Source organism: Actinosynnema sp. NPDC020468 (assembly GCF_040642015.1).
GTDB lineage: Bacteria > Actinomycetota > Actinomycetes > Mycobacteriales > Pseudonocardiaceae > Actinosynnema.
This window is the reverse complement of the sequence record NZ_JBFAEO010000002.1, coordinates 209768-233768: the sequence shown is the minus strand read 5'-3', so window position 1 is coordinate 233768 and position 24001 is coordinate 209768. Positions and strand designations below refer to the sequence as shown.

The following is a 24001-nucleotide window of genomic DNA, read 5'->3' as shown; positions in this document are numbered from 1 at the left end:
CCGCCGATCGGCGCGTCGGGCGCGGCCGTGACCCCGTGCAGCACGGCGACCAGGCGGGCCACCAGGGCCTCGACCGTGTCCCGGTCGTACAGGTCGGTGGCGTACTCCACGAACCCGTCCCAGCCGGTGCCGCCGGGTCCGTCGGCGATGGTGAAGAACAGGTCGAAGCGCGCGGTGGCCGTGTAGGTCGGCACCGAGGTCGCCGCGAGCGGGCCGAACCCGACGGTCGGACGGGTGTTGTTCTGGAACGCCAACGCCACCTGGAACAGCGGGTGCTGCCCGGCCGAGCGCTCCGGGGCGAGCTGCTCCACCAGCACCTCGAACGGCAGGTCCTGGTGCGCGTAGGCCTTCAACGCCTTCGCGGTGACCTGCGCCAGGACCTCGGTGAACGACGCGTCGGGGTCGACCGCGACGCGCAGCACCCAGGAGTTGACGAAGAACCCGACCAGGTCGTCCAGCGCCTCCTCGGACCGACCCGCGACCGGCGAGCCGATCGCGACGTCCCGGCCCGCGCCCATCCGGTGCAGCAGCACGACCAACGCCGCCTGGAGCACCATCGACGGCGTCGCGCCCGCCCGCCGGGCCAACGCCTCCACCGCGGATCGCAACGCGGCCGGGACGCGCAGCGGCGCGGTGTCGCCGACGTAGGCCGCCACGGCGGGTCGGGGTCGGTCGGTGGGCAGTGCGATCCGCTCGGGCACGCCGGCCAGCTCGGCGCGCCAGTACCCGAGTTGGCGCGCGATCTCGCTGTCCGGGTCGTCCCACGACCCGAGCCAGTCCCGTTGCCACAGCGTGTAGTCCACGTACTGCACCGGCAGCGGCGCCCAGTCGGGCCCGTGACCGGCGCGGCGCGCGGCGTAGGCCGTGGACAGGTCCGCCAGCAACGGGGCCCAGGACCAGCCGTCACCGGCGATGTGGTGCACCAGCAGGACCAGCACCGACTCCGCCGGGCCGACCCGGAACAGCCGTGCCCGCACCGGCACCTCGACGGCCAGGTCGAACCGGTGCCGCGCCGCCGCCGTGGTCCGCTCCTCCAGCTCCGCCGCCGACCAGCCGGCCGCGTCCAGCACCGCCCACGCGGCGCCGCACTCCCCCACCGGCACGATCCGCTGCCGCGGCACGCCCTCGACGTCCGGGAACACCGTGCGCAACGCCTCGTGCCGCGCCAGCACGTCGGCCACGGCGGCGCCGAGCGCCCCGGCGTCCACCTCACCGGCCAACCGCAGCACCAGCGGCATGTTGTAGGTCGCGGACAAGCCTTCCAACCGGTGCAGGAACCACAACCGCTGCTGCGCGAACGACAACGGCACCACGTCCGGTCGCGGCACGGGTGTCAGCGCGGGACGTCGACTCGCCACGCCCTCGGCCGCGAGCACACCCGCCGGCGTCGGCGCGCCGAACAGCGTGCGCACCGCGATCTCCACGCCGAGCACCCGGCGGATCCGGGCGACGAGCTTCATCGCGGACAGCGAGTTGCCGCCGAGGTCGAAGAAGTTGTCGTCCAACCCGACCTCGGGCACCCCGAGCACGTGCGCGAACGCACCCGCGAGGGCCTCCTCCTCCGGTGTCGCGGGCGCCCGGAACACGGTGGTGGACAAGAACTCCGGCGCGGGCAGGGCCGCGCGGTCCAGCTTGCCGTTCGGGGTCAGCGGTATCCGGTCGAGCACCACGACCGCGGCGGGCACCATGAACTCCGGCAGTCGGCCGGCCGCGAACCGGCGCGCCGCGGCGCCCAGCCCGGACACCGGTCGCGCGGCGACGACGTAGCCCACCAGCCGGGTGTCGCCGGGCCGGTCGGCGCGGGCGAGGACCACCGCGCGCTCGACGTCCGGGTGCGCGGCGAGCACCGCCTCGACCTCGGCCGGTTCGATCCGGTAGCCGCGCACCTTCACCTGGTCGTCGGCCCGACCGAGGAACTCCAGCTCGCCGGAGCGGTTCCAGCGCACCAGGTCGCCGGTCCGGTACAGCCGACCGCCGCCGAACGGGTTCGCCACGAACCTCGTCGCGGTCAACCCGGCGCGGCCCGAATAGCCCTGCGCGACACCCGGTCCGCCCACGTACAGCTCGCCCGCGACACCGACCGGCACCCGCGCCAACCGCCGGTCCAGCACCGCGAACGACAGCGTCGGCAGCGGCGTGCCGATCGGGCTGACGCCACCGTCCACATCGGACTCGGCCAGCTCGCGGAAGGAGGCGTGCACGGTCGTCTCGGTGATCCCGTACATGTTGATCAAGCGCGGTCCGCCGAGCCACGACCGCACCCGGCGCGGGTCCAGCGCCTCGCCGCCGAACACCACGACCTCCACGCACAAGCCCGGGTGGTCGGGTCCGGCCACCGCGGTCAGCGCCTCGAACGCGGACGGCGTCTGGCTCAGCACCGTGACCCGTTCCGCGACCAGCAGGGCGAGGAAGTCCCGGGGCGACCGCACGACGTCGGCCGGCACCACCACGAGCCGACCACCGTGCAGCAGCGCGCCCCACAGCTCCCACACCGAGAAGTCGAAGGCGTACGAATGGAACAGCGACCACACGTGCCGCGCGCCGTCCACCGCCGACCCGATCCGGTCCCGCAGCCCGGCGAACAACGCGACCACGTTGGCGTGCGTGACCTCGACGCCCTTCGGCACGCCGGTCGTGCCCGAGGTGTAGATCAGGTACGCCGCGGACCGCGCGTCGGGACGCGGCAGCTCCACCGGCGGCACGGCGTCGACCAGCGGATCGGCCACGTCGACCACGACGGCGTCCAGGTCGAGCGCCGCCACCAGCGCGCGAGCCGCGCCCGGGTCGGCCGCGACCACCGCCGAGGGCCGGGAATCGCCCAGCAGGAAGCCGATCCGGTCGTCGGGGTGGCTCGGGTCGACCGGCACGTAGGCCGCGCCGACCTTCACCGCGGCCAGGATCGCCACGACGGCCTCCGCGTCGCGCGGCAACAGCAACGCCACCCGCGACCCGGCCGACACCCCGCGCTCCACCAGCACCGCGGCGAGCCGACCCGACGCCTCGTCCAGCTCGCGGTAGGTCCACGAGCGCGCACCCGACACCAGCGCGACCGCGTCCGGTCCCGAGGCGACGCTGCGCGCGAAGAGTTCGCCGATCGACGTCGCGCTCGCCTCCGCCGACAGGCCCACGTTGCCGACCGCGTCCAGCAGGCGCCGATCGGCCTCGGTCACCAGGTCGACCGATCCCACCGCGGCGTCCGGGTCGACGGCCAGTCGGCGCAGCGCGGTTTTCAGCCGCGCCACCACGTCCTCGACCGTGTCGCGGTCGAACAGGTCGGTCGCGTACTCGACGGTGCCCCGCCACGCCGCCCCGGCCGGGGCGTCCGCGACGGTGAGGAACAGGTCGAACCGCGCCGTGCCGGTCCACACCTCCCACTGCTCGGCCCGCAGTCCGCCGAGGTCGACCTCGGGCGCGGCGGTGTTCTGGAACGCCAGCGCCACCTGGAACAGCGGGTGGTGCGCCGCCGACCGCTCCGGGGCGAGCTGCTCCACCACCACCTCGAACGGCACGTCCTGGTGCGCGTAGGCGGCGAGCGAGCGGTCCTTCACCCGCGCGAGCAGCGCGGACACCGGCTCGTCGGCGGACACCCTGGTCCGCAGCACCACGGTGTTGACGAAGTACCCGACCAGGTCGTCCAGCTCCGCATCCGCCCGACCGGCGACCGGCACCCCGACCGCCACGTCCTCGGTGCCGCCCAGCCTCGCCAGCACCAGCGCGAGGGCGGCGTGCAGCACCATCGAGGACGTCAGGTCCGCGTCCCGCGCCAGCCGTTCGACCAGCCGGCGCAGATCGGGCTCGACCACGAAACCGAGCGTCGCGCCCCGGTGGCTCGCGACCGCCGGGTGCGGCCGGTCGGTCGGCAACGCGATCCGCCCGGGCAGCCCGGCGAGCTCCTCGCGCCAGTAGTCCAGTTGGCCCGCGACCGCGCTGCCGGGATCGGTGACCTCACCGAGCCACTCCCGTTGCCACAGCGCGTAATCCGCGTACTGCACCGGCAACGGCGCCCAGCCCGGCTCGGCGCCGACCGACCGCGTCGCGTACGCCGTCGACAGGTCGCGCAACAGCGGAGCCCACGACCAGCCGTCGCCCGCGATGTGGTGCACCAGCACCACCAGCACCGACTCCGCCGGGTCGACCCGGAACAGCCGCACCCGCACCGGGACCTCGGCCGCCAGGTCGAACGCGTGCCGGGCCGCGGCCGACACCTCGGCCTCCAGCCGGGCCGCCGACCAGCCGGCCGCGTCCACCACGTCCCACTCGCCCCCGGTGTCGCCCACCGGCAGGACGTGCTGGCGCGGATCCCCCTCGACGTCGGGGAAGGTCGTCCGCAGCGACTCGTGCCTGGCCAGCACGTCCCGGACCGCCGCGCCCAGGGCCGCCTCGTCCACGGCGCCGGACAACCGCAGCACGAGTGGCATGTTGTAGGTCGCCGACGGACCTTCCAGCCGGTGCAGGAACCACAGTCCCCGCTGGGCGAACGACAGCGGCACCACGTCCGGCCGCGCCCGCGCCCGCGGTCGGGGACGACGAGGCCCGGTGGCACCGGCCGCGATCACCTCGGCCAGTCCCTCGACCGTCGGCGCCTCGAAGATCGTCCGCACCGTGACGTCGACGTCGAGCGCGCGCCCGATCCCCGCCACGGCCTGCATCGCCAGCAGCGAGTGCCCGCCGAGGTGGAAGAAGTTGTCCGCGACCCCGACCCGCTCCACACCCAGCACCCGGGCGAACACCCCGGCCACCGCTTCCTCCAGCGGCGTGGAGGGCGCGCGGTACCCGGTGTCGGACAGGTACTCCGGCAGCGGCAGGGCGGCGCGGTCGAGCTTGCCGTTGACCGTCCGGGGGAAGTGGCCGACCACGACGACCGCGCCGGGCACCATGAACGCGGGCAGCCGCTCGCCGGCGAACCGCCGCACGTCCGCCGAGAGCGCCGCGGCCTGCGGGTGGTTCGCGTACCGCCGCGCGGGTTCGAGCGGACCGGGCCGGAACACGTCGGTGACCACGCGGGTGTCCGGGTCGAAGAACACCGCGTCCTGGTGGCCCGGCCGAGCCGACCACGTGACGGCCACGCCGTAGCCCAGCCGTTCGGCCAGCACGTGGACGTCCTCGGGCACCAGGCCTTCCCCGATCAGGCCCCGGTGCGGGATGCCCGTCACCCGGAGCGCGGCCGGTCGCCCGACCAGCACGGCCTCGAGGTCGCCCGCGAACCCGACCTCCGGCACGTCGGCCACCGAACGCGCGGAAGCCTTGTGCAGCACCACGTCGTACCGGTACCGGGTCAGCTCGTTGACCGCGTACCCGCGTTTGAGCCGCACGTCCACCCCGGCGATCCCGGGCAGTTCCCGGGCCAGCGCCGGGAAGTACTCCGGCGCCAGCACCAACTCCCGCTCGGTCGCCACGGTCCGCCGCACCCGGTCGCGGATCACCTCCGGCTCCGCGTCGGGGTCGGCGGCGAGCTGCACCGCCGTGGTGAACTCCTCCAGCAGCGCGAGGTTGCGCACGTCGCCGACGAACACCGCGCCACCGGGTGCGAGCAGCCGCAGCGCCTCCTCCACCACCCGGCGCAGGTAGCCGTGCGAGGGGAAGTACTGCGCCACCGAGTTCACCACCACGACGTCGAAGTGGCCCTCCGGCAACCCGGACACGTCGACCGCCTCGGCCACCCGCAGCCGCACCCGATCCGCCCACGGCACACCGGCGTCCGCCAACCGGCTCCGCAGCGTCGAAATGGTCACCGGCGACAGGTCCGTGCCCCAGTACTCCGCGCACCCCGGAGCCAACTCCGAGAGCAGCAACCCGGACCCGACACCGATCTCCAACACCCGCCGCGGCCCCAGCTCCGCGATCCGCTCCACGGTCGCCCGCCGCCACTCCCGCATCTCCTCCACCGGGATCGCCGCACCGGTGTAGCTGCTGTTCCAGCCGCTGAAGTCGGCGCCGAGCCCACCCCGCTGCGCCGCCTCCGCGTACTGCGCGCCCGAGTACAGGTCGTCGTACACCTCGCGCCACTGCTCGACCAGGCCGGAACCCGGGTCGGACGCACGGGGCACCTCGTCGGCCGGGATCACGTAGCCGACCAGCCGCCGGTCGCCCCGCCGGTCCGCGCGCGCGACCACCACCGCCCGGTCCACCCCCGGGTGCCCGGCCAGCACGGCCTCGATCTCGCCGGGTTCGATCCGGTAGCCGCGGATCTTCACCTGCTCGTCGGCCCGACCCACGAACTCGAGCTCACCGGACCGCGTCCACCGCACCACGTCGCCGGTCCGGTACAGCCGACCGGCGCCGAACGGGTTCGCCACGAACCGCGCCGCGGTCAACCCCGGCCGACCCCAGTACCCCTGTGCCACACCGAGTCCACCGAGGTACAGCTCGCCCGCGACACCCACCGGCACCCGACCCAACCGCGCGTCGAGCACGAACAGCGCCGTCGACGCCAACGGCACACCCACCGGGCTCGCGGCGCTCTCCGCGTCGGCGGCGGTCAACTCCCGGAACGACGCGTGCACCGTCCCCTCGGTGATCCCGTACATGTTGATCAACCGCGGCCCGCCGAGCCACGACCGCACCCGACGCGGGTCCAGTGCCTCGCCGCCGAACACCACGTGCCGCAGACTCGACCCCACGAGGGTCGGCAACGCCTCGAACGCCGACGGGGTTTGGCTCAGCACCGTGACCCGTTCCGCCACCAGCAGGTCCGCGAACTCCCGGGGCGAGCGCACCACGTCCTCGGGCACCACCACGAGCCGGCCGCCGTGCAGCAGCGCGCCCCACATCTCCCACACCGAGAAGTCGAACGCGAAGGAGTGGAACAGCGACCACACCTGGTCCTCGAACGGGAACCGCTCACGCAACCCGGCGAACAACCCCACCACGTTCGCGTGCGTCACGGCGACACCCTTGGGCGTCCCGGTGGTCCCCGAGGTGTAGATCAGGTACGCGGCGGTCCGCGCGTCCGGGTACGGCAACTCCACCGGTTCCGCGCCACCGTCCGCGACGTCCACGACCACCGAGCCCCACGCCCGTGCCGACGGCACACCGACGACCGCCGACACGCCCGCGTCGGCCAGGACGAACGCGACCCGTTCGTCCGGGTACCCCGGGTCCACCGGCACGTACGCCGCGCCGACCTTCACCACCGCCAGGATCGCGACCACCGCGTCCGCACCGCGGGGCAACACCACCGCGACCCGGTCACCCGACGACACCCCCGCCGCCACCAGCGATCCGGCCACCCGAGCCGACACCGCGTCCAGTTCCGCGTACGTCCAGGACCGGTCGCCGAAGCGCAGCGCGACCGCGTCCGGCGTCGCGGCGACCTGGCGGGCGAACAACTCGGGCAGCGAGGCGGTCGGCGCGGGCAGGGCGAGCGCGGCGCGGTTGGCGCTCGCGTCCAGCACCCGGCGTTCGTCCGCGTCCACCAGGTCGAGCGCGCCGACCGGTGCGTCCGGCTCGGCGACCGACCGGGCCAGCACGCGCAGGAACCGCGCCGCGACCAGCTCGACCGTGGCGGCGTCGTAGAGGTCGGTGGCGTACTCGACGGAACCGACCCACCCCGTGCGGTCGGCGGTGTCGGCGATCGCGAAGAACAGGTCGAACCGCGCGGTGGGCGTCCAGGTCTGCACCGGCGTCACGTCGAGCGACCCGAGCGCGAACTCGGCGCGCGTGGTGTTCTGGAAGGCCAGCGCCACCTGGAACAACGGGTGGTGCCCGGCCGAGCGCTCCGGCGCGAGCTGCTCCACCAGCACCTCGAACGGCACGTCCTGGTGCGCGTACGCGCCCAACGCCTTGGCCTTGACCCGGGCCAGCACGTCGTCGAACCCGGCGCCCGACTCGACCGGCACCCGCAGCACCCACGAGTTCACGAAGAACCCGACCAGGTCGTCCAACGCGGCGTCCGACCGTCCCGCGATCGGCGAGCCGATCACCACGTCGTCGCCCGCGCCCAACCGGTGCAGCAGCACCGCCAGGCCGGCCTGGAGCACCATCGACACCGTCACGCCCGCCCGCCGCGCCAACGCCTCGACCTCGGCCCGCACCCCGGGCTCGATCGTGAAGGTGAGCGTGTCGCCGCCGTACCCCGCGACCGCCGGTCGTGGCCGGTCGGTCGGCAGCGTGATCAGCTCGGGCGCCTCCGCGAGTTCCGCCCGCCAGTACGCCGACTGCCGGGAGAGCTCGCTGTCCGGGTCGTCCCACGACCCGAGCCAGTCGCGTTGCCACAGCGTGTAGTCCACGTACTGCACCGGCAACGGCCGCCACCCGGGAGCCGCGCCGGCACCACGCGCGGTGTAGGCGGTCGACAGGTCCCGCAGCAGCGGTGCCCACGACCAGCCGTCACCGGCGACGTGGTGCACCAGCAGGACCAGCACCGCGTGGTCCTCGGCGGTGTCGCGCAGCAACCGGACCCGCACCGGGACCTCGTCGGCCAGGTCGAAGGCGTACCGGGTCGCCGCGGTGATCTCCGCGTCCCACCGCTCCGGGTCCCACCCCGCCGCGTCGACCACCGCCCACACCGGCCCGCAGTCCTCGACCGGGACGACCCGCTGCCGCGCGACCCCGTCGGCGTCCGGGAACACCGTCCGCAGGGCCTCGTGTCGCGCCAGCACGTCGCCGACCGCGCGTTCCAGCGCCCGCTCGTCCACCCCGCCGGACAACCGCAGCACCAGCGGCATGTTGTAGGTCGCCGAAGGACCCTCCAGCCGGTGGATGAACCACAACCTGGTTTGCGCGAACGACAACGGCACCACGTCGGGCCGCTCGACGGGCCGCAGCGCGGGCCTCCCGGTACCGCCCACCGCGACGGCCGCGGCGACCCCGGCCGCGGTGGGCGCGTCGAAGAACCGCCGCACCGGCACGTCCACCCCGACCGCGCCGCGCAGTCCCGCGATCACCCGCATCGCGGACAGCGAATGCCCGCCCAGCGCGAAGAAGTCGTCGTCCACGCCCACCCGGTCGACACCCAGCACGCTCGCGAAGACGCCCGCCACCAGCTCCTCGACCGGCGAGGACGGCGCCCGGAACCCGGTGTCGGAGCCGAACTCGGGCGCGGGCAGCGCCGCGCGGTCCAGCTTCCCGTTGGGGGTGGCCGGGAACCGCTCGACCAGCACCACCGCCGCCGGCACCAGGTGCGCGGGCAACCGCTCGCCCGCGAACCGGCGCACGTCCTCGGCCCGGACCGTCCCATCACCGATGACGTACCCGACCAACCGCTTGTCGCCCGGCCGGTCCTCGCGCGCGACCACCACCGCGCGGTCCACCCCGGGACACCCGACCAGCACGGCCTCGACCTCGCCGGGTTCGATCCGGAACCCGCGGATCTTCACCTGGTCGTCGGACCGGCCCACGTACTCCAGCCCACCGGACCGGTTCCACCGCACCAGATCGCCGGTCCGGTACAGCCGGCCGGCGCCGAACGGGTTCGCCACGAACCGCGATGCGGTCAACCCCGGCCGACCCCAATACCCCTGTGCCACACCGGCGCCGGCGATGTACAACTCGCCCACCACGCCGACCGGCACCCGCGCCAACCGGTTGTCCAGCACGAAGAACGCCGCCGACGGCAGCGGCCCGCCGACCGGGCTCACCCCACCGTCCACATCGGACTCGGTCAGCTCGTGGAACGACGCGTGCACGGTCGTCTCGGTGATCCCGTACATGTTGATCAACCGCGGCCCACCGAGCCACGACCGCACCCGACGCGGATCGAGCGCCTCGCCGCCGAACACCACGTGCCGCAGACTCGACCCCACGAGGGTCGGCAACGCCTCGAACGCCGACGGCGTTTGGCTCAGCACCGTCACCTGTTCCGCCACCAGCAGGTCGGCGAACTCCCGAGGCGACCGCACGACCTCCTCCGGCACCACGACCACCCGACCGCCGTGCAGCAGCGCGCCCCACAACTCCCACACCGAGAAGTCGAACGCGAAGGAGTGGAACAGCGACCACACCTGCTCCTCGAACGGGAACCGATCACGCAACCCGGCGAACAGGCCCACCACGTTCGCGTGCGTCACCGCCACACCCTTGGGCGTGCCCGTCGTCCCCGAGGTGTAGATCAGGTACGCGGCGGTCCGCGCGTCCGGGTACGGCAGCGGAAGTGCCGCCACCACGCGGGAATCGGCGACGTCGACCACCGGGACCACACCGGCGAGACCCCGCACCCGGTCCAGCCGCCCGCGATCGGTGACCACCGCCGACGGATGCGCGTCACCCACCACGAACGCGATCCGCTCGTCCGGGTATCCCGGATCCACCGGCACGTACGCCGCGCCGACCTTGAGCACCGCCAGGATCGCGACCACCGCGTCCACGCCGCGCGGCAACACCAGCGCCACCCGGTCGCCCGCCGTCACGCCGGAGTCCACCAGCACGCGCGCCACGCGAGTCGACGCCGCGTCGAGTTCCGCGTAGGTCCACGACCGGCCACCGAAGCGCACCGCCGTCCGGTCCGGCGCCGCGGCCACCCGACCGGCGAACACCTCGGGGATCGACGTCGTGCCCGGAACGAGGACCGGCGAGCGGTTCCCGAGCACGTCGAGTTCCGCGTGCTCCCGCTCGTCCACCAGGTCGATCGCCCCGACCAGGGCGCCGGGCTCGGCGACGAAACGCCGCAGCACGTGGCGCACCCGCCCGATCAGCGCCTCGACGGTGGCCGGGTCGAACAGGTCGGTGCGGTACTCGGCGACACCCTCGAAGCCCGCGAACGGCACCGCGCCCGACGACCGCTCGGCCAGCGTGATCGTCAGGTCCACCCGCGCGACACCGGTGTCGATCGGCACCGGTGCGGCGTCCACGCCGAGCAGCGGCCGGTCGGGCACCGAGACGTTGTTCTGCCACGCGAACATCACCTGCACCAGCGGGTGGTGGGCGGCCGACCGGGCCACACCCAGCCGTTCCACCAGCACCTCGAACGGCAGGTCCTGGTGCGCGTACGCCTCGGTCGCGGCGGTTCGCACCCGGTCCAGCAGCCCGGACACCGGGTCGGTGTCGAGCACGGGCGTCCGCAGCACCACCGTGTTGGCGAACGACCCGACCAGCTCGTCCAGCTCCGCCTCCGGCCGACCGGCCACCGGAACGCCGACCGCCACGTCGGCGCTGCCCGCCAACCGGGCCAGCACCACGGCGAGCGCGGCGTGCACCACCATGAAGACGGACGCGCCGTGCGCCCGGGCCAGGTCGTGCACACCCCGGTGCAGCTCCGGCTCCCAGGAGATCGGCACCCGGGCACCGGCGTGCGTGGCCGCCGGCGGGCGCGGTCGGTCCGCGGGCAGCTCCAGGCGCGGCGGCAACCCCTCCACCGCCGTGCGCCAGTACTCGAGCTGGGCGCTGAGTTCGCTCTCCGGGTCGTCGGCCGAGCCGAGCCACTCCCGTTGCCACAGCGTGAAATCCGCGTACTGCACCGGCAGGGGTTCCCAGTCCGGCGCCACGCCGCGCAGTCGGGCCGCGTAGGCGGTGGAGAGGTCCGCCAGCAGCGGTGCCCACGACCCGCCGTCGCCGGCGATGTGGTGCACCAGCACGACCAGCACCGCGTCGGCCGGACCGCGGACGAAGAGCCGCACCCGCACCGGGACCTCGGTGGCCAGGTCGAACCCGTGGCGCACCGCGTCGAGCAGCCGCGCGTCGAGCAGCTCCGCCGACCAGTCGACGGCGTCGACCACGTCCCACACCGACGGGCACTCGGCGACGGGCAGGATCCGTTGCCGCGCGACGCCGTCGACGTCCGGGAACACGGTCCGGAGCGCCTCGTGCCGGTCCACCACGTCGGCCACCGCCGCGCCCAACGCGTCCGCGTCCACCGCGCCGGACAGGCGCAGCGCCAACGGCAGGTTGTACGTCGCCGACGCGCCCTCCAGCCGGTGCAGGAACCACAACCGGCTCTGTGCGAACGACAGCGGGATCATTCGAGGCCCTCTCGTGAGTACCTGCCGAGCGCAGGTCGTGCTGTCCGCTTGCCCTCGCCGACCCGGGCCCGACGCGCGAGCGCGCCGACCGTCGGCGTCTCGAAGACGGCCCGGACCGAGATCTCCGCGCCCAGCTCGACGCGCACCCGGCTGACCAGTCTCGTCACGAGCATCGAATGCCCGCCCAACTCGAAGAAGTCGTCGTCCACCCCGACCCGCGCGACCCCGAGCACCCGCGCGAACACGGCCGCCATCGCCTTCTCCGGCCCGGTTTCCGGCTCGCGGTGCCCGGTGCCCGGCGGCACCGCCGGCGCGGGCAGCGCGGCCCGGTCGAGCTTCCCGTTCACCGTCAACGGAATCCGCTCGACCACCACCACGGCCGACGGCACCAGGAACCTCGGCAGCCGGTCCGCGGCGAACCGCCGCACCTCGTGCGCGAGCGCCGCGGACTCCGCGCCGGCGGCCGTGACGTACCCGACGAGCCGCCGATCACCCGGCCGGTCCTCGCGCACCACAACCGCCGCGCGCGCCACGCCGGGGTGCGCGACCAACGTCGCCTCGACCTCGCCCGGTTCGATCCGGAACCCGCGCAGCTTCACCTGGTCGTCGGACCGGCCGAGGTACTCCAGCTCGCCGGAACCGTTCCACCGCACCAGATCCCCGGTCCGGTACAGCCGACCCGCGCCGAACGGGTTTGCCACGAAGCGGGCCGCGGTCAACCCCGGTCGATCCCAGTACCCCTGGGACACCGCGAGACCGCCCACGTACAACTCGCCGACCACCCCGACCGGCACCCGACCCAACCTCCGGTCCAGCACGAAGAACGCCGAGGTCGACAACGGGACGCCCACCGGGCTGACACCCGCGGTGGTGTCCGCGAGGGTCAGCTCCCGGTACGAGGCGTGCACCGTCGTCTCGGTCGTCCCGTACAGGTTCACCAGCCGCAGCGCGTCCGGGCGGGTCAGCCAGGAGGTCAACCGGCGTGGTTCCAGCGCCTCGCCCGCGAACAGCACGGTCCGGACGGCCAACCCCGCGCCGTCGGTGACCGTCGACAGCGCGTCGAAGGCGGACGGCGTCTGGCTCAGCACCGTGACCCGCTCGGCCGCCAGCAGTGCGCGGAAGTCCTCGGGCGAGCGCGCCACGTCCTCCGGCACGACCACCACCCGGCCGCCGTGCAGCAGCGCGCCCCAGAGCTCGCACACCGACACGTCGAACGCGTACGAGTGGAACAGCGACCACACCTGGTCCGCGCCGAGGTCGAGAGCGTCCAGGCCGGCGAACAGCTCGAGCACGGCCGCGTGCGTGACGGCCACGCCCTTGGGCGTTCCGGTGGTGCCGGAGGTGTAGATCAGGTAGGCCACGTCCCGCGGCCGCGCGAGCGGTCGTGCCACGGGCTCGGCCCGCCGCACGCGCGGGTCGGCCACGTCGAGCACGACGTCCGCCCAGGCCCGGACCCGGTCGACACCGGCACCGGTGGTGAGCACGGCCGACGGTCGCGCGTCGGCCAGCACGAACGCGACCCGTCCGTCCGGGTAGGACGGATCGACGGGCACGTACGCGGCGCCGGCCTTGAGCACCGCCAGGATCGCGACCACCGCGTCCGCGCCCCGAGGCAGGAGCAGCGCGACCCGGTCACCGCGCCCGACGCCGACGTCCAGCAGCACCGCGGCCAACCGACCCGACTCCTCGTCCAGCGCGCGGTAGGTCCACGACCGGTCGCCGAAGCGCAGCGCGACCGCGTCCGGCGTCCCCGCCGCGCGCCGGCCGAACAACTCCACCAACGACGCGTCCGGCGCCGTGCCACCGCCGCGAACACCCCGGTTGCCGAGCACGTCGAGCCGGTGCCGCTCGGGCTCGTCCAGCAGGTCGATCGAGCCGACCACGACGGCGGGATCGGCGGTGATCCGCTCCAGCACGAGCACCAGCCGCCGGCACAGCGCGTCGACGGTGGACCGGTCGTACAGGTCGGTCGCGTACTCGACGAAACCTTCCCAGGCCGTGCCGCGCGGACCGTCGGTCAGGTTGACGAACAGGTCGAACCGGGCGGTCGCGGTGAACGTCGGCACCGGCGTCACGCCGAGCCCGCCGAGGTCGATCTCGGGCCGGGCGGTGTTCTGGAACGCCAGCGACACCTGGAACAGCGGGTGGTGCGCGGCCGAGCGTTCCGGGGCCAGGTGCTCCACCAGCACCTCGAACGGCACGTCCTGGTGCTCGTACGCGGCCAGCGCGGTGCCCTTCACCCGGGCGAGCAGGTCCTCACCGGTGTCCGCGCCGGACACCGGGGTGCGCAGCACGAGCGTGTTGACGAAGAAGCCGACCAGGTCGTCCAGCACGGCCTCGGGACGCCCGGCGACCGGCACGCCCACGGCGATGTCACCGCTGCCGCTCCACCGCGCCAGCACCACGGCCAACGCCGCGTGCAGCACCATCGACACCGTCGCGCCGGCTCGCGAGGCCAGTCGTTCCACCGCGTCCCGCAGATCGGGTTCGACCCGGAACCCGGTGACCGCGCCACGATGGCTCGCCACCGCCGGTCGCGGCCGGTCGGTGGGCAGGTCGAGCCGCCGCGGCAACCCCGCCAACGCCGAACGCCAGTGGTCCAGCTGGGCGTTCACCTCGCTGTCCGCGTCACCCCGGTCGCCGAGCCACCGCCGTTGCCACAGGCCGAAGTCCGCGTACTGCACCGGGAGCGGCGACCAGCCGGGCGCGTGGCCCGCCGCACGGGCCCGGTACGCGGTGGACACGTCGCGCAACAACGGCACCCACGACCAGCCGTCGGCGCAGATGTGGTGCACCAACAACACCAACACCGCGTCGAACCCGAGCCCGCCACCGCACCGGAACAACCGCGCCCGCACCGGGACGTCCACCGCGAGGTCGAACTCGTGCGCGGCCTCGGCGGCGACGGCGGCGTCGACCCGCTCGCGGGTCCAGCCCGCCGCGTCGACCACGGCCCAGGCCGCGCAGTCCGCGGTCGGCACGATCCGCTGCCGCGGCGCGCCGTCGACCTCCGGGAACACCGTCCGCAAGGCCTCGTGGCGGTCCAGCACGTCGGCCACCGCGTGCCCGAACGCGACCTCGTCCACGGCGCCGGACAGGTGCAGCACCAACGGCATGTTGTAGGTGGCCGACGCGCCTTCGAGCCGGTGCAGGAACCACAGCCGGGACTGCGCGAACGACAGCGGCACGACCTCCGGCCTGGCCACCGCCGCCAACCTCGGCCGCCGACTCGCCACACCCCGGGCCGCGATCGCGGCCGCCAACCCGGCGACGGTCGGCGCCTCGAACACCAGCGCGACCGTCACGTCCACGTCGCAGGCCCGCCGCACGGCCGCGATCAGCCGCATCACCAGCAGCGAGTGCCCGCCCAGGTCGAAGAAGTCGTCGTCCACCCCGACCCGCTCGACCCCGAGCACCTCGGCGAACAACCCGGCCAGCGTGTCCTCCTCGGGCGACGAGGGCGCCCGATAACCCTGCTCCACCAACGCTTCCGGCGCGGGCAGCGCCGCCCGGTCCAGCTTCCCGTTCACCGTCAGGGGGAACTGGTCCACGACCACGACGGCGGCGGGCACCAGCGACCTCGGCACCCGGTCGGCCACGAACCGGCGCACGTCCGCCGCCAGCGCCGAGGCCTGCGGGTAGTTCGCGTACCGGGACGCCCGTTCCAGCGGTTCCGACGCCTCGAACACGTCCGTCAGCCGGTCGGTCGCCCCCGGTTCGAGGAACACCGCGTCCATCCGGTCCGGCCGGGCCGACCACGTCACGACCGCCGTGCCACCGCGGCGTTCGGCGAGCCGGTGCAGCTCCTCCGCCGACCACCCGGTGCCCGCGAGCGGTCCGCGCCGCGGAATGCCGGTCACCCGAACGCTTCCGGCCCGTTCGTCCAGAACGCGGGCGAGGTCGAGGTCCTCGAACGCGAGCCGCGGCACGTCGGCCAGCGACCGCGGCCGAGCCGGCGCCTTGTGCAGCACCACGTCGTAGCGGTACCGGGTCAGCTCGTTGTCCGCCGCGCCGCGCTTGAGCCGGACGTCGACCCCGGTGACGCCCGGCAGTTCCCGGGCCGCCGCCACGAAGTACTCCGGCGCCAGCAACAACTCCTGCTCGGTCGCGACCGCCCGGCGCACCCGTTCCCCGATCACCTCCGCTGACGCGGTCGGGTCCTTCGCGCGGTGCACCGTGGTCGCGAACCCGGTGAGCAGGGCCAGGTTCCGCACGTCGCCGACGAACACCGCGCCACCCGGCGCCAGCACCGTCAGCGCCTGCTCCAGCACCCGGCGCAGGTAGCCGGCGCCGGGGAAGTACTGCACCACCGAGTTGACGACCACCACGTCGAAGTGGCCCGCCGGCAACCCGACCCCGTCGACCGCCTCGGCCACCCGCAGCCGCACCCGGTCGAGCCACGGCACACCCGCGTGCTCCAGCCGGGACCGCAGCGTCGCGATGGTCACCGGGGAGAAGTCCGTCGCCCAGTACTCGTCGCACCCCGGCGCCAGTTCCGACAGCAACAACCCCGAGCCGACACCGATCTCCAGCACCCGCTCCGGCCGCAACCCCCGAATCCGCGCGACCGTCGCCGCCCGCCACTCCCGCATGTCCGCCACCGGGATCGCCGCGCCGGTGACGCTGCTGTTCCACCCGCTGAAGTCCGCGCCGAGACCACCCCGCTGGGAGTCGTCCGCGAACTCCGCGCCGGAGTACAGGTCGTCGTACACCCGGCGCCACTGCTCGACCAGCTCGCCGGACCCGCCGGGCGACGCGGTGTCGGCCGGGATCACGTACCCCACCAGCCGGCGGTCGCCGGGCCGGTCCTCGCGCGCGATCACCACCGCGCTGCGCACCCGCGGGTGCGCGGCGACGACGACCTCGACCTCGGCGGGCTCGATCCGGTAGCCGCGCACCTTCACCTGGTCGTCGGACCGGCCGAGGTACTCCAGTTCGCCGGAACCGTTCCACCGCACCAGATCGCCGGTCCGGTACAGCCGACCCGCGCCGAACGGGTCGGCCACGAACCGCGACGCGGTCAACCCCGGGCGGTCCCGGTAGCCCAGCGCCACCCCGCGACCGCCCACGTACAGCTCACCGGTGACCCCGACCGGCACCCGCGCCAACCGCTCGTCCAGCACGAGCAGCGCGGCGCTGGGCACCGGCGGCCCGATCGGCGGCACGCCACCGGCGCCCAACGGCCTCGAGACGGTGGCGTAGACCGTCGTCTCGGTCGGGCCGTAGGCGTTGACCACGGTCCGCCCGGTCGCCCACCGCTCGACCACCTCCGCCGGGCACGGCTCCGCCGCGACGACCAGCGTGGTGACCGACTCCAGTCCGTCCGGCGACAGCATCGCCAGTGCCGACGGGGTGTGGCTCAGCACGTCGACCCGTTCCGCCACCAGCAGTGCGCGCAACCGCTCGGGCGAGCCCACCACCTGCTCGGAGGCGACCACCAGCCGACCGCCGTGCAGCAGCGCGCCCCACAGCTCCCACACCGAGAAGTCGAAGACGTAGGAGTGGAACAGCGACCACACCCGTTGCGGGCCGCCGTCCACGCCGAAGTCGAACCGCTCGCGCAACCCGTCGAACAGCGCCGTGACGTTGGCGTGCGTCACCACGACGCCCTTGGGTGTGCCGGTCGTACCCGAGGTGTAGATCAGGTACGCGGGTCGACGCGGGTCCGGGTGCGGCAGGTCGGCGGGCACCCGACCTTCCGCCGTCGCGACGTCCACGACCGCACCGGAGGTCGCGAGCGACCGCGTCCGCGCCAGGTTCGCGGCGTCGGTGAGCACCGCCACCGGCGCGGAGTCCTCCAGCGCGAAGCGCACCCGATCGTCCGGATAGGACGGATCGACCGGCACGTACGCCGCGCCGGTCTTCAGCACGGCCAGGATCGCGATCACCGCGTCCGCGCCGCGCGGCAGCACCAGCGCGACCCGGTCCCCCGCCACCACACCGGTGTCGACCAGCAGCCCGGCCAGCCGCCCGGACGCCGCGTCCAGCCCGGCGTAGGTCCACGACCGGTCGCCGAACACCAGCGCGACGGCGTCCGGCGCGGCGATCACCCGGCGGGCGAACAACTCCGGGATCGACCCGGCGGGAACGGCGGCGGGGAGCCCGCGGTTGCCGAACCGGTCGAGCCGGGCGCGTTCGGCCGCGTCGACCAGGTCCGCCGAGCCCACGAGCGCGTCGGGCGCGGTGACCATCCGGCGCAGTACCACGAGCAACCGGCTCGTCAGCGCGTCGACGGTGTCCCGGTCGTACAGGTCCGTCGCGTACTCGACGAAACCCTCCCAGTCCGTGCCCGACGGGCCGTCCGCGAGGTCGAAGAACAGGTCGAACCGCGACGTGCCGGTCGAGGTGCGGGCCGGTGTCGCGGTCAGCCCGTCGAGCGCGATCTCCGGGCGGGCGTTGTTCTGGAACGCGAGCAGCACCTGGAACAGCGGGTGGTGCCCGGCCGAGCGCTCCGGGGCGAGCTGCTCCACCAGCACCTCGAACGGCAGGTCCTGGTGGGCGTACGCGGCGAGCGCCTTGGTCCGCACCCGCGCGAGCACCTCGGCGAAGCTCACCCCGGGGTCCACCGCCACCCGCAGCACCCAGGAGTTGACGAAGAACCCGACCACGTCGGTCAGCGCCTCGTCCGCGCGACCCGCCACCGGCGAGCCGATCGCCACGTCCGAGCCCGCGCCCAACCGGTGCAGCAGCACCACCAGCGCCGCCTGCACCACCATCGACGGCGTCGCGCCCGACCGCCGGGCCCACGACTCCACCTCGGCGCGCAGGTCGGCCGGGACGGTGAACCTCGTGCCACCACCGGCGAAACTCGACACGGCGGGACGCGGCCGGTCGGTGGGCACCGCGATCCGCTCCGGCACGCCGGCCAGTTCGGCGCGCCAGTAGGCGAGCTGCCGGGAGATCCCGCTGTCCGGGTCGTCCAGCGACCCGAGCCAGGCCCGTTGCCACAGCGCGTAGTCCGCGTACCGCACCGGCAATGGCCGCCGGCCGGGAGCCGTCCCCGCGCGCCGCGCCGCGTACGCGGTCGACAGGTCGCCCAGCAGCGGGACCCAGGACCAGCCGTCACCGGCGATGTGGTGCACCAGCAGCACCAGCACCGACTCCGGACCCCGCCGGAACAACCGCACCCGCACCGGCACGTCGACCGCCAGGTCGAACCGGTACCGCGCGGCCTCCGTCACCGCCGCGTCGAGGTCCGCCTCCGACCACCCGGTCGCGTCGACCACACCCCACGCGGACCCGCACCCGTCGACCGGGACGACCTCCTGCCGCGGCACGCCGCCGACGTCCGGGAACACCGTCCGCAACGCCTCGTGCCGGGCCAGCACGTCGGCCACCGCCGCGCCGAACGCGGGCTCGTCCACCACACCGGCCACCCGCCACACCAGCGGCATGTTGTAGGTCGCCGACAACCCCTCCAACCGGTGCAGGAACCACAACCGCTGCTGCGCGAACGACAACGGCACCACGTCCGGCCGCGGCACCGGTTCCAGCGCGGGCCTGCTGCTCGCCCGCACGCCGGCGGCGAGCAGTGCCGCCACCCCGGCGGGCGTCGGAGCGCCGAACAGCTCCCGCACGCTCAGGTCGACGCCGAACGCCCGGTGGACCGCCGCCAGCACCCGCATCGCGAGCAGCGAATGTCCGCCCAGGTCGAAGAAATCGTCGTCCAGCCCCACCCGCTCGCGCCCCAGGACCCGACCGAACACCTCCGCCAGGAGCCGCTCCTCGCGGGTCGACGGCGCGCGGTAGGCCGCGGCACGCCGCCGTGCGGGCACCACCTGGGCGACGCGCGGCCGCTCGTACTCCGCGAACACCTCGAGCGACCCGACCACCACGTCGGGATCGGCGACCACCCGCCGCAGCACCTCCGCCACCAGTGCCACCAGGTGCTCGACCGTGCCCGCGTCGAACACGTCGGTGCGGTACTCGGCGACCGCCTCGATCCCGTCGAACCCGCCGTCGGCGGCGAACCGCTCGGTCAGGTTCAGCGTGAGGTCGACCCGGGAGACCCCGGTGTCCACCGGCAGCACCGTCGTGTCCAGACCGGCGAGCCGGAAGTCCGCCTCCCGGTTGTTCTGCCAGGCCAGGATGACCTGCACGAGCGGGTGGTGGGTCAGCGACCGGGTCGCCGCGAGCCGGTCGACCAGCACCTCGAACGGCACGTGCTGGTGGGCGTAGGCCGCCATCGCCGCCGCCCGCACCCTCGCCAGCACCCGCGAGGCCGTGTCGTCGGCGGACACCCGGGTCCGCAGCACGAGCGTGTTGACGAAGAACCCGACCGACTCGTCCAACGCCTCGTCGGACCGACCGGCGACCGGCACCCCGATCGCCACGTCGGCGCCACCGCCGACACCGGCCAGCACCACGGCCATCGCCGCCTGCACCACCATGAAGCTCGTCGCGCCGTGCGCCCGGGCCGACTCCCGCACGCCGCGCTGCAACTCCGCCGGCCACACCGACCGCAGCTGCGCGCCCCGGTGGTCCGCCACCACCGGGTACGGCCGGTCCACCGGCAGGTCGACCCGCTCCGGCAACCCCGCCAACGCCTCCCGCCAGTACCCGAGCTGGACGCCGATCGCGCTGTCCGGGTCGTCCGGCGACCCGAGCCACTCCCGTTGCCACAGCGCGTAATCCGCGTACTGCACCGGCAACGGCGGCCAGTCCGGCGGGCGGCCCGCCACCCGGGCCTCGTAGGCGACCGACAGGTCCCGGGCCAGCGGTGCCAACGACCACCCGTCGCCGGCGATGTGGTGCACCAGCACCACCAACACCGGATCCGGGTCGCCGACCTTCCCGCGCAGCAACCGGATCCGGGTGGGCACCTCGGTCGCGAGGTCGAACTCGTACCGGGTCTCCTCGACCACCCGGCGGTCGAGCGCCTCGGCCGACCAGCCGCCCGTGTCGACCACCTCCCACGCGCCGCCGCACCCGGCCACCGGCACGACGTGCTGGTGCGGCACGCCGTCGTCGTCCGGGAACACCGTCCGCAACGCCTCGTGCCGGGTCAGCACGTCGCGCACCGCGAGGCCGAGCGCGTCCTCGTCCGGCGCGCCGGAGAGCCGGAGCACCAGGGGCACGTTGTAGGTCGCGGACGGCCCCTCCCAGCGGTGCTGGAACCACAACCTGTTCTGCGCGAACGACAACGGCACCACGTCCGGCCGCGGCCGCGCGCGCAGCGGTGGCCGGCCGCTCACCCCGCCGGTGCCGACCACGGCGGCCAACCCGGCCACCGTCGGCGCGTCGAACACCGCCTGTACCGGCACGTCCACCCCGAACGCCCGGTGGACGCCGGCGACGATCCGCATGGCCAGCAGCGAATGCCCGCCCAGGTCGAAGAAATCGTCGTCCACACCGACCCGGTCGACCCCCAGCACCCGCGCGAAGATCTCCGCCAGCGCCTCCTCGACCGGGGTGCCCGGCGCGCGGAACCCGCTGCCGGGCAGGAACTCCGGCGCCGGCAGCGCGGCCCGGTCGAGCTTGCCGTTCACGGTCACCGGGAACTCGTCCACCACGACCACCGCGGCGGGCACCATGAACGCGGGCAACCGCTCGGCCGCGTGCCGGCGCACGTCCGTGCGCAGGGCCATGGCCTGCGGGTTGTTCGCGTGGTGCGCCGGGTTCCGCGGCGGTCCGACGGGCTCGAAGACGTCGACCGGCGCCACGTCGAGGTCCGCCTCGGCGGCGAGCAGCACCGCGTCGAGGTGACCGGGCCGCGTCGACCAGGTCACGAGGGCGACCCGCCCGTGCTTCGCAGCCACCGCGTGGAGGTCCTCGGGCAGCAACCCGGTGCCCTCCCGCGGCGGCACGACCAGGCCGGCCCGGACGTGCTCGGCGGCCACGACGTCGGCCAGCAGCCCGCGGTGCGGGATGCCGGTGATCCGGACGTCACCCGGGTGCGCGCGCACGAGGTCCTCGACCGCCTCGCCGCCGAACTCCACCCGCGGCAGGCCCGTCACCGACCGGGTGGGCCGGGGTTCCTTGTGCAGCACCACGTCGTAGCGGTACGCGGTCAGCTCGTTGACCGCCGAGCCGCGCTTGAGCCGCACGTCGACACCGGCCACCTCGGGCAGTTCCCGCGCCAACGCGGGGAAGTACTCCGGCGCCAGCACCAACTCCTGCTCGGTCGCCACGATCCGGCGCACCCGGTCCCGGACCAGCGCCGGATCCGCGCCGGGCGCCCGGGCGAGTTGCACGGCGGTCGCGAACTCCTCCAGCAGCGCGAGGTTGCGCACGTCGCCGACGAACACCGACCCACCGGGCCGCAGCAACGCGAACGCCTGCGCCACCACCCGGTGCAGGTAGCCGTGCGAGGGGAAGTACTGCGCCACCGAGTTCACGACCACCGTGTCGAAGAAGCCCTCCGGCAACCCGGACACGTCGACCGCCTCGGCCACCCGCAGCCGCACCCGGTCGGCCCAGTCCACCCCGGACCGGGCCAGTCTCTCCTCCAGCCGGCCGATGGTCACCGCGGAGAAGTCGGTGGCCCAGTACTCCTCGCACCGCGGCGCCAACTCCGAGAGCAGCAACCCGGACCCGACACCGATCTCCAACACCCGCCTCGGCCCGAGCTCCGCGATCCGCTCCACGGTCGCCCGCCGCCACTCCCGCATCTCCTCCACCGGGATCGCCGCACCGGTGTAGCTGCTCGTCCAGCCGCTGAAGTCGGACCCGAACCCCGGGCCGTCCGCGACCGCCTCGGTGTACAGGTCGTCGTAGACCCGCCGCCACCCGGCCACCAACCCGTCGTCCTTCACCACCACGGGTTCCGGGCTCTCGTCGGCCGCGGTCAGGTAGGCGACCAACCGCCGGTCACCCGGCCGGTCCTCCCGCACGACGACGACCGCGCGTTCCACGCCGGGGTGCGCGGCCAGCACGGCCTCGACCTCACCCGGCTCGATCCGGTGGCCGTTGACCTTCACCTGGTCGTCGGCCCGACCCACGAACTCCAACCCGCCGGATCCGTTCCACCGCGCCACGTCGCCGGTGCGGTACAGCCGACCACCGCCGAACGGATCGGCCACGAACCGGGTCGCGGTCAACCCCGGCCGACCCCAATACCCCTGAGCCACCCCGGAACCGGCCACGTACAACTCGCCGGCCACACCGGGCGGCACCGGCCTGAGCCGCTCGTCCAGCACGTGCAGCGGCCCGGTCGGGAGCGGTGCGCCGATCGGGCTCGCCCCGCCCTCCGCGTCCCGCGCCGACAACTCCCGGAACGACGACAGGACCGTCGCCTCGGTGACCCCGTACAGGTTGACCAACCGCGGCCCGCCCAGCCAGGACCGCACCCGGCGCGGATCCAGCGCCTCACCGCCGAAGAACACCAGGTCGACGCCCGACCCGCCGGCCACCGCCGCCAGCGCCTCGAACCCCGACGGCGTCTGGCACAGCACGCTCACCCGCTCCGCCACCAGCAGCTCGTGGAACGCGCGCGGCGACCGGACGACGTCCTCCGGCACCACCACCAGCCGACCGCCGTGCAGCAGCGCGCCCCAGATCTCCCAGACCGAGTAGTCGAACGACAGCGAGTGGAACCACGTCCACACCCGCTGCCTCCCGTCGGCGATCGGGTACTCGACCAGGTCGCGCGTCCCCTCGAACAGCGCGGCGACGTTCTCGTGCGTCACCACCACGCCCTTGGGCGTCCCCGTCGTGCCCGAGGTGTAGATCAGGTAGGCCGCGCTCCGCGGGTCCGGGAACGGCAACTCCACCACCGCCGCGCCGGGTTCCGCGACGTCCACCGGCACCGCGCCCGGCACCGCGACCCGGGCAAGGGTCTCCGCGGTGCCCACCACCGCCGACACGCAGGCGTCGGCCAGGACGAACGCCACCCGTTCGTCCGGGTACCCCGGATCCACCGGCACGTACGCCGCGCCGACCTTCACCACCGCCAGGATCGCGATCACCGCGTCCGCACCACGCGGCAACACCACCGCGACCCGATCACCCGACGACACCCCCGCCGCCACCAGCGACCCGGCCACCCGACCCGACACCACGTCGAGTTCCGCGTAGGTCCACGACTGCCCGGCGAAGGCCAACGCCGGTGCGTCCGGCGTCGCGGCCACCCGCTCGGCGAACAACCGCGGAACGGAGTTTCCCGTCAT

2 protein-coding genes (1 of these 2 only partly in view) are annotated in these 24001 nt (G+C 74.3%); both read right to left on the bottom strand.

From position 1 onward, the window contains the following. Positions 1–11894: the 5' portion of a non-ribosomal peptide synthase/polyketide synthase gene (locus AB0G50_RS03140; protein ID WP_360101644.1), read on the bottom strand. 12862 nt of this gene lie to the left of the window's left edge; 11894 of the gene's 24756 nt are visible here — the first part of the coding sequence; it begins with the start codon at positions 11892–11894; its stop codon lies off the left edge, out of view. Continuing rightward, a complete protein-coding gene (locus AB0G50_RS03135) occupies positions 11891–24001 on the bottom strand; it encodes an amino acid adenylation domain-containing protein (RefSeq protein WP_360101642.1) in 12111 nt (4036 codons plus the stop codon). Before AB0G50_RS03135 ends, AB0G50_RS03140 begins: the two co-directional genes overlap by 4 nt.

Coding starts and splice junctions, on each gene's coding strand:
- AB0G50_RS03135 (WP_360101642.1), bottom strand. CDS start 24,001: ATGACGGGAAACTCCGTTCCGCGGTTGTTCGCCGAGCGGGTGGCCGCG.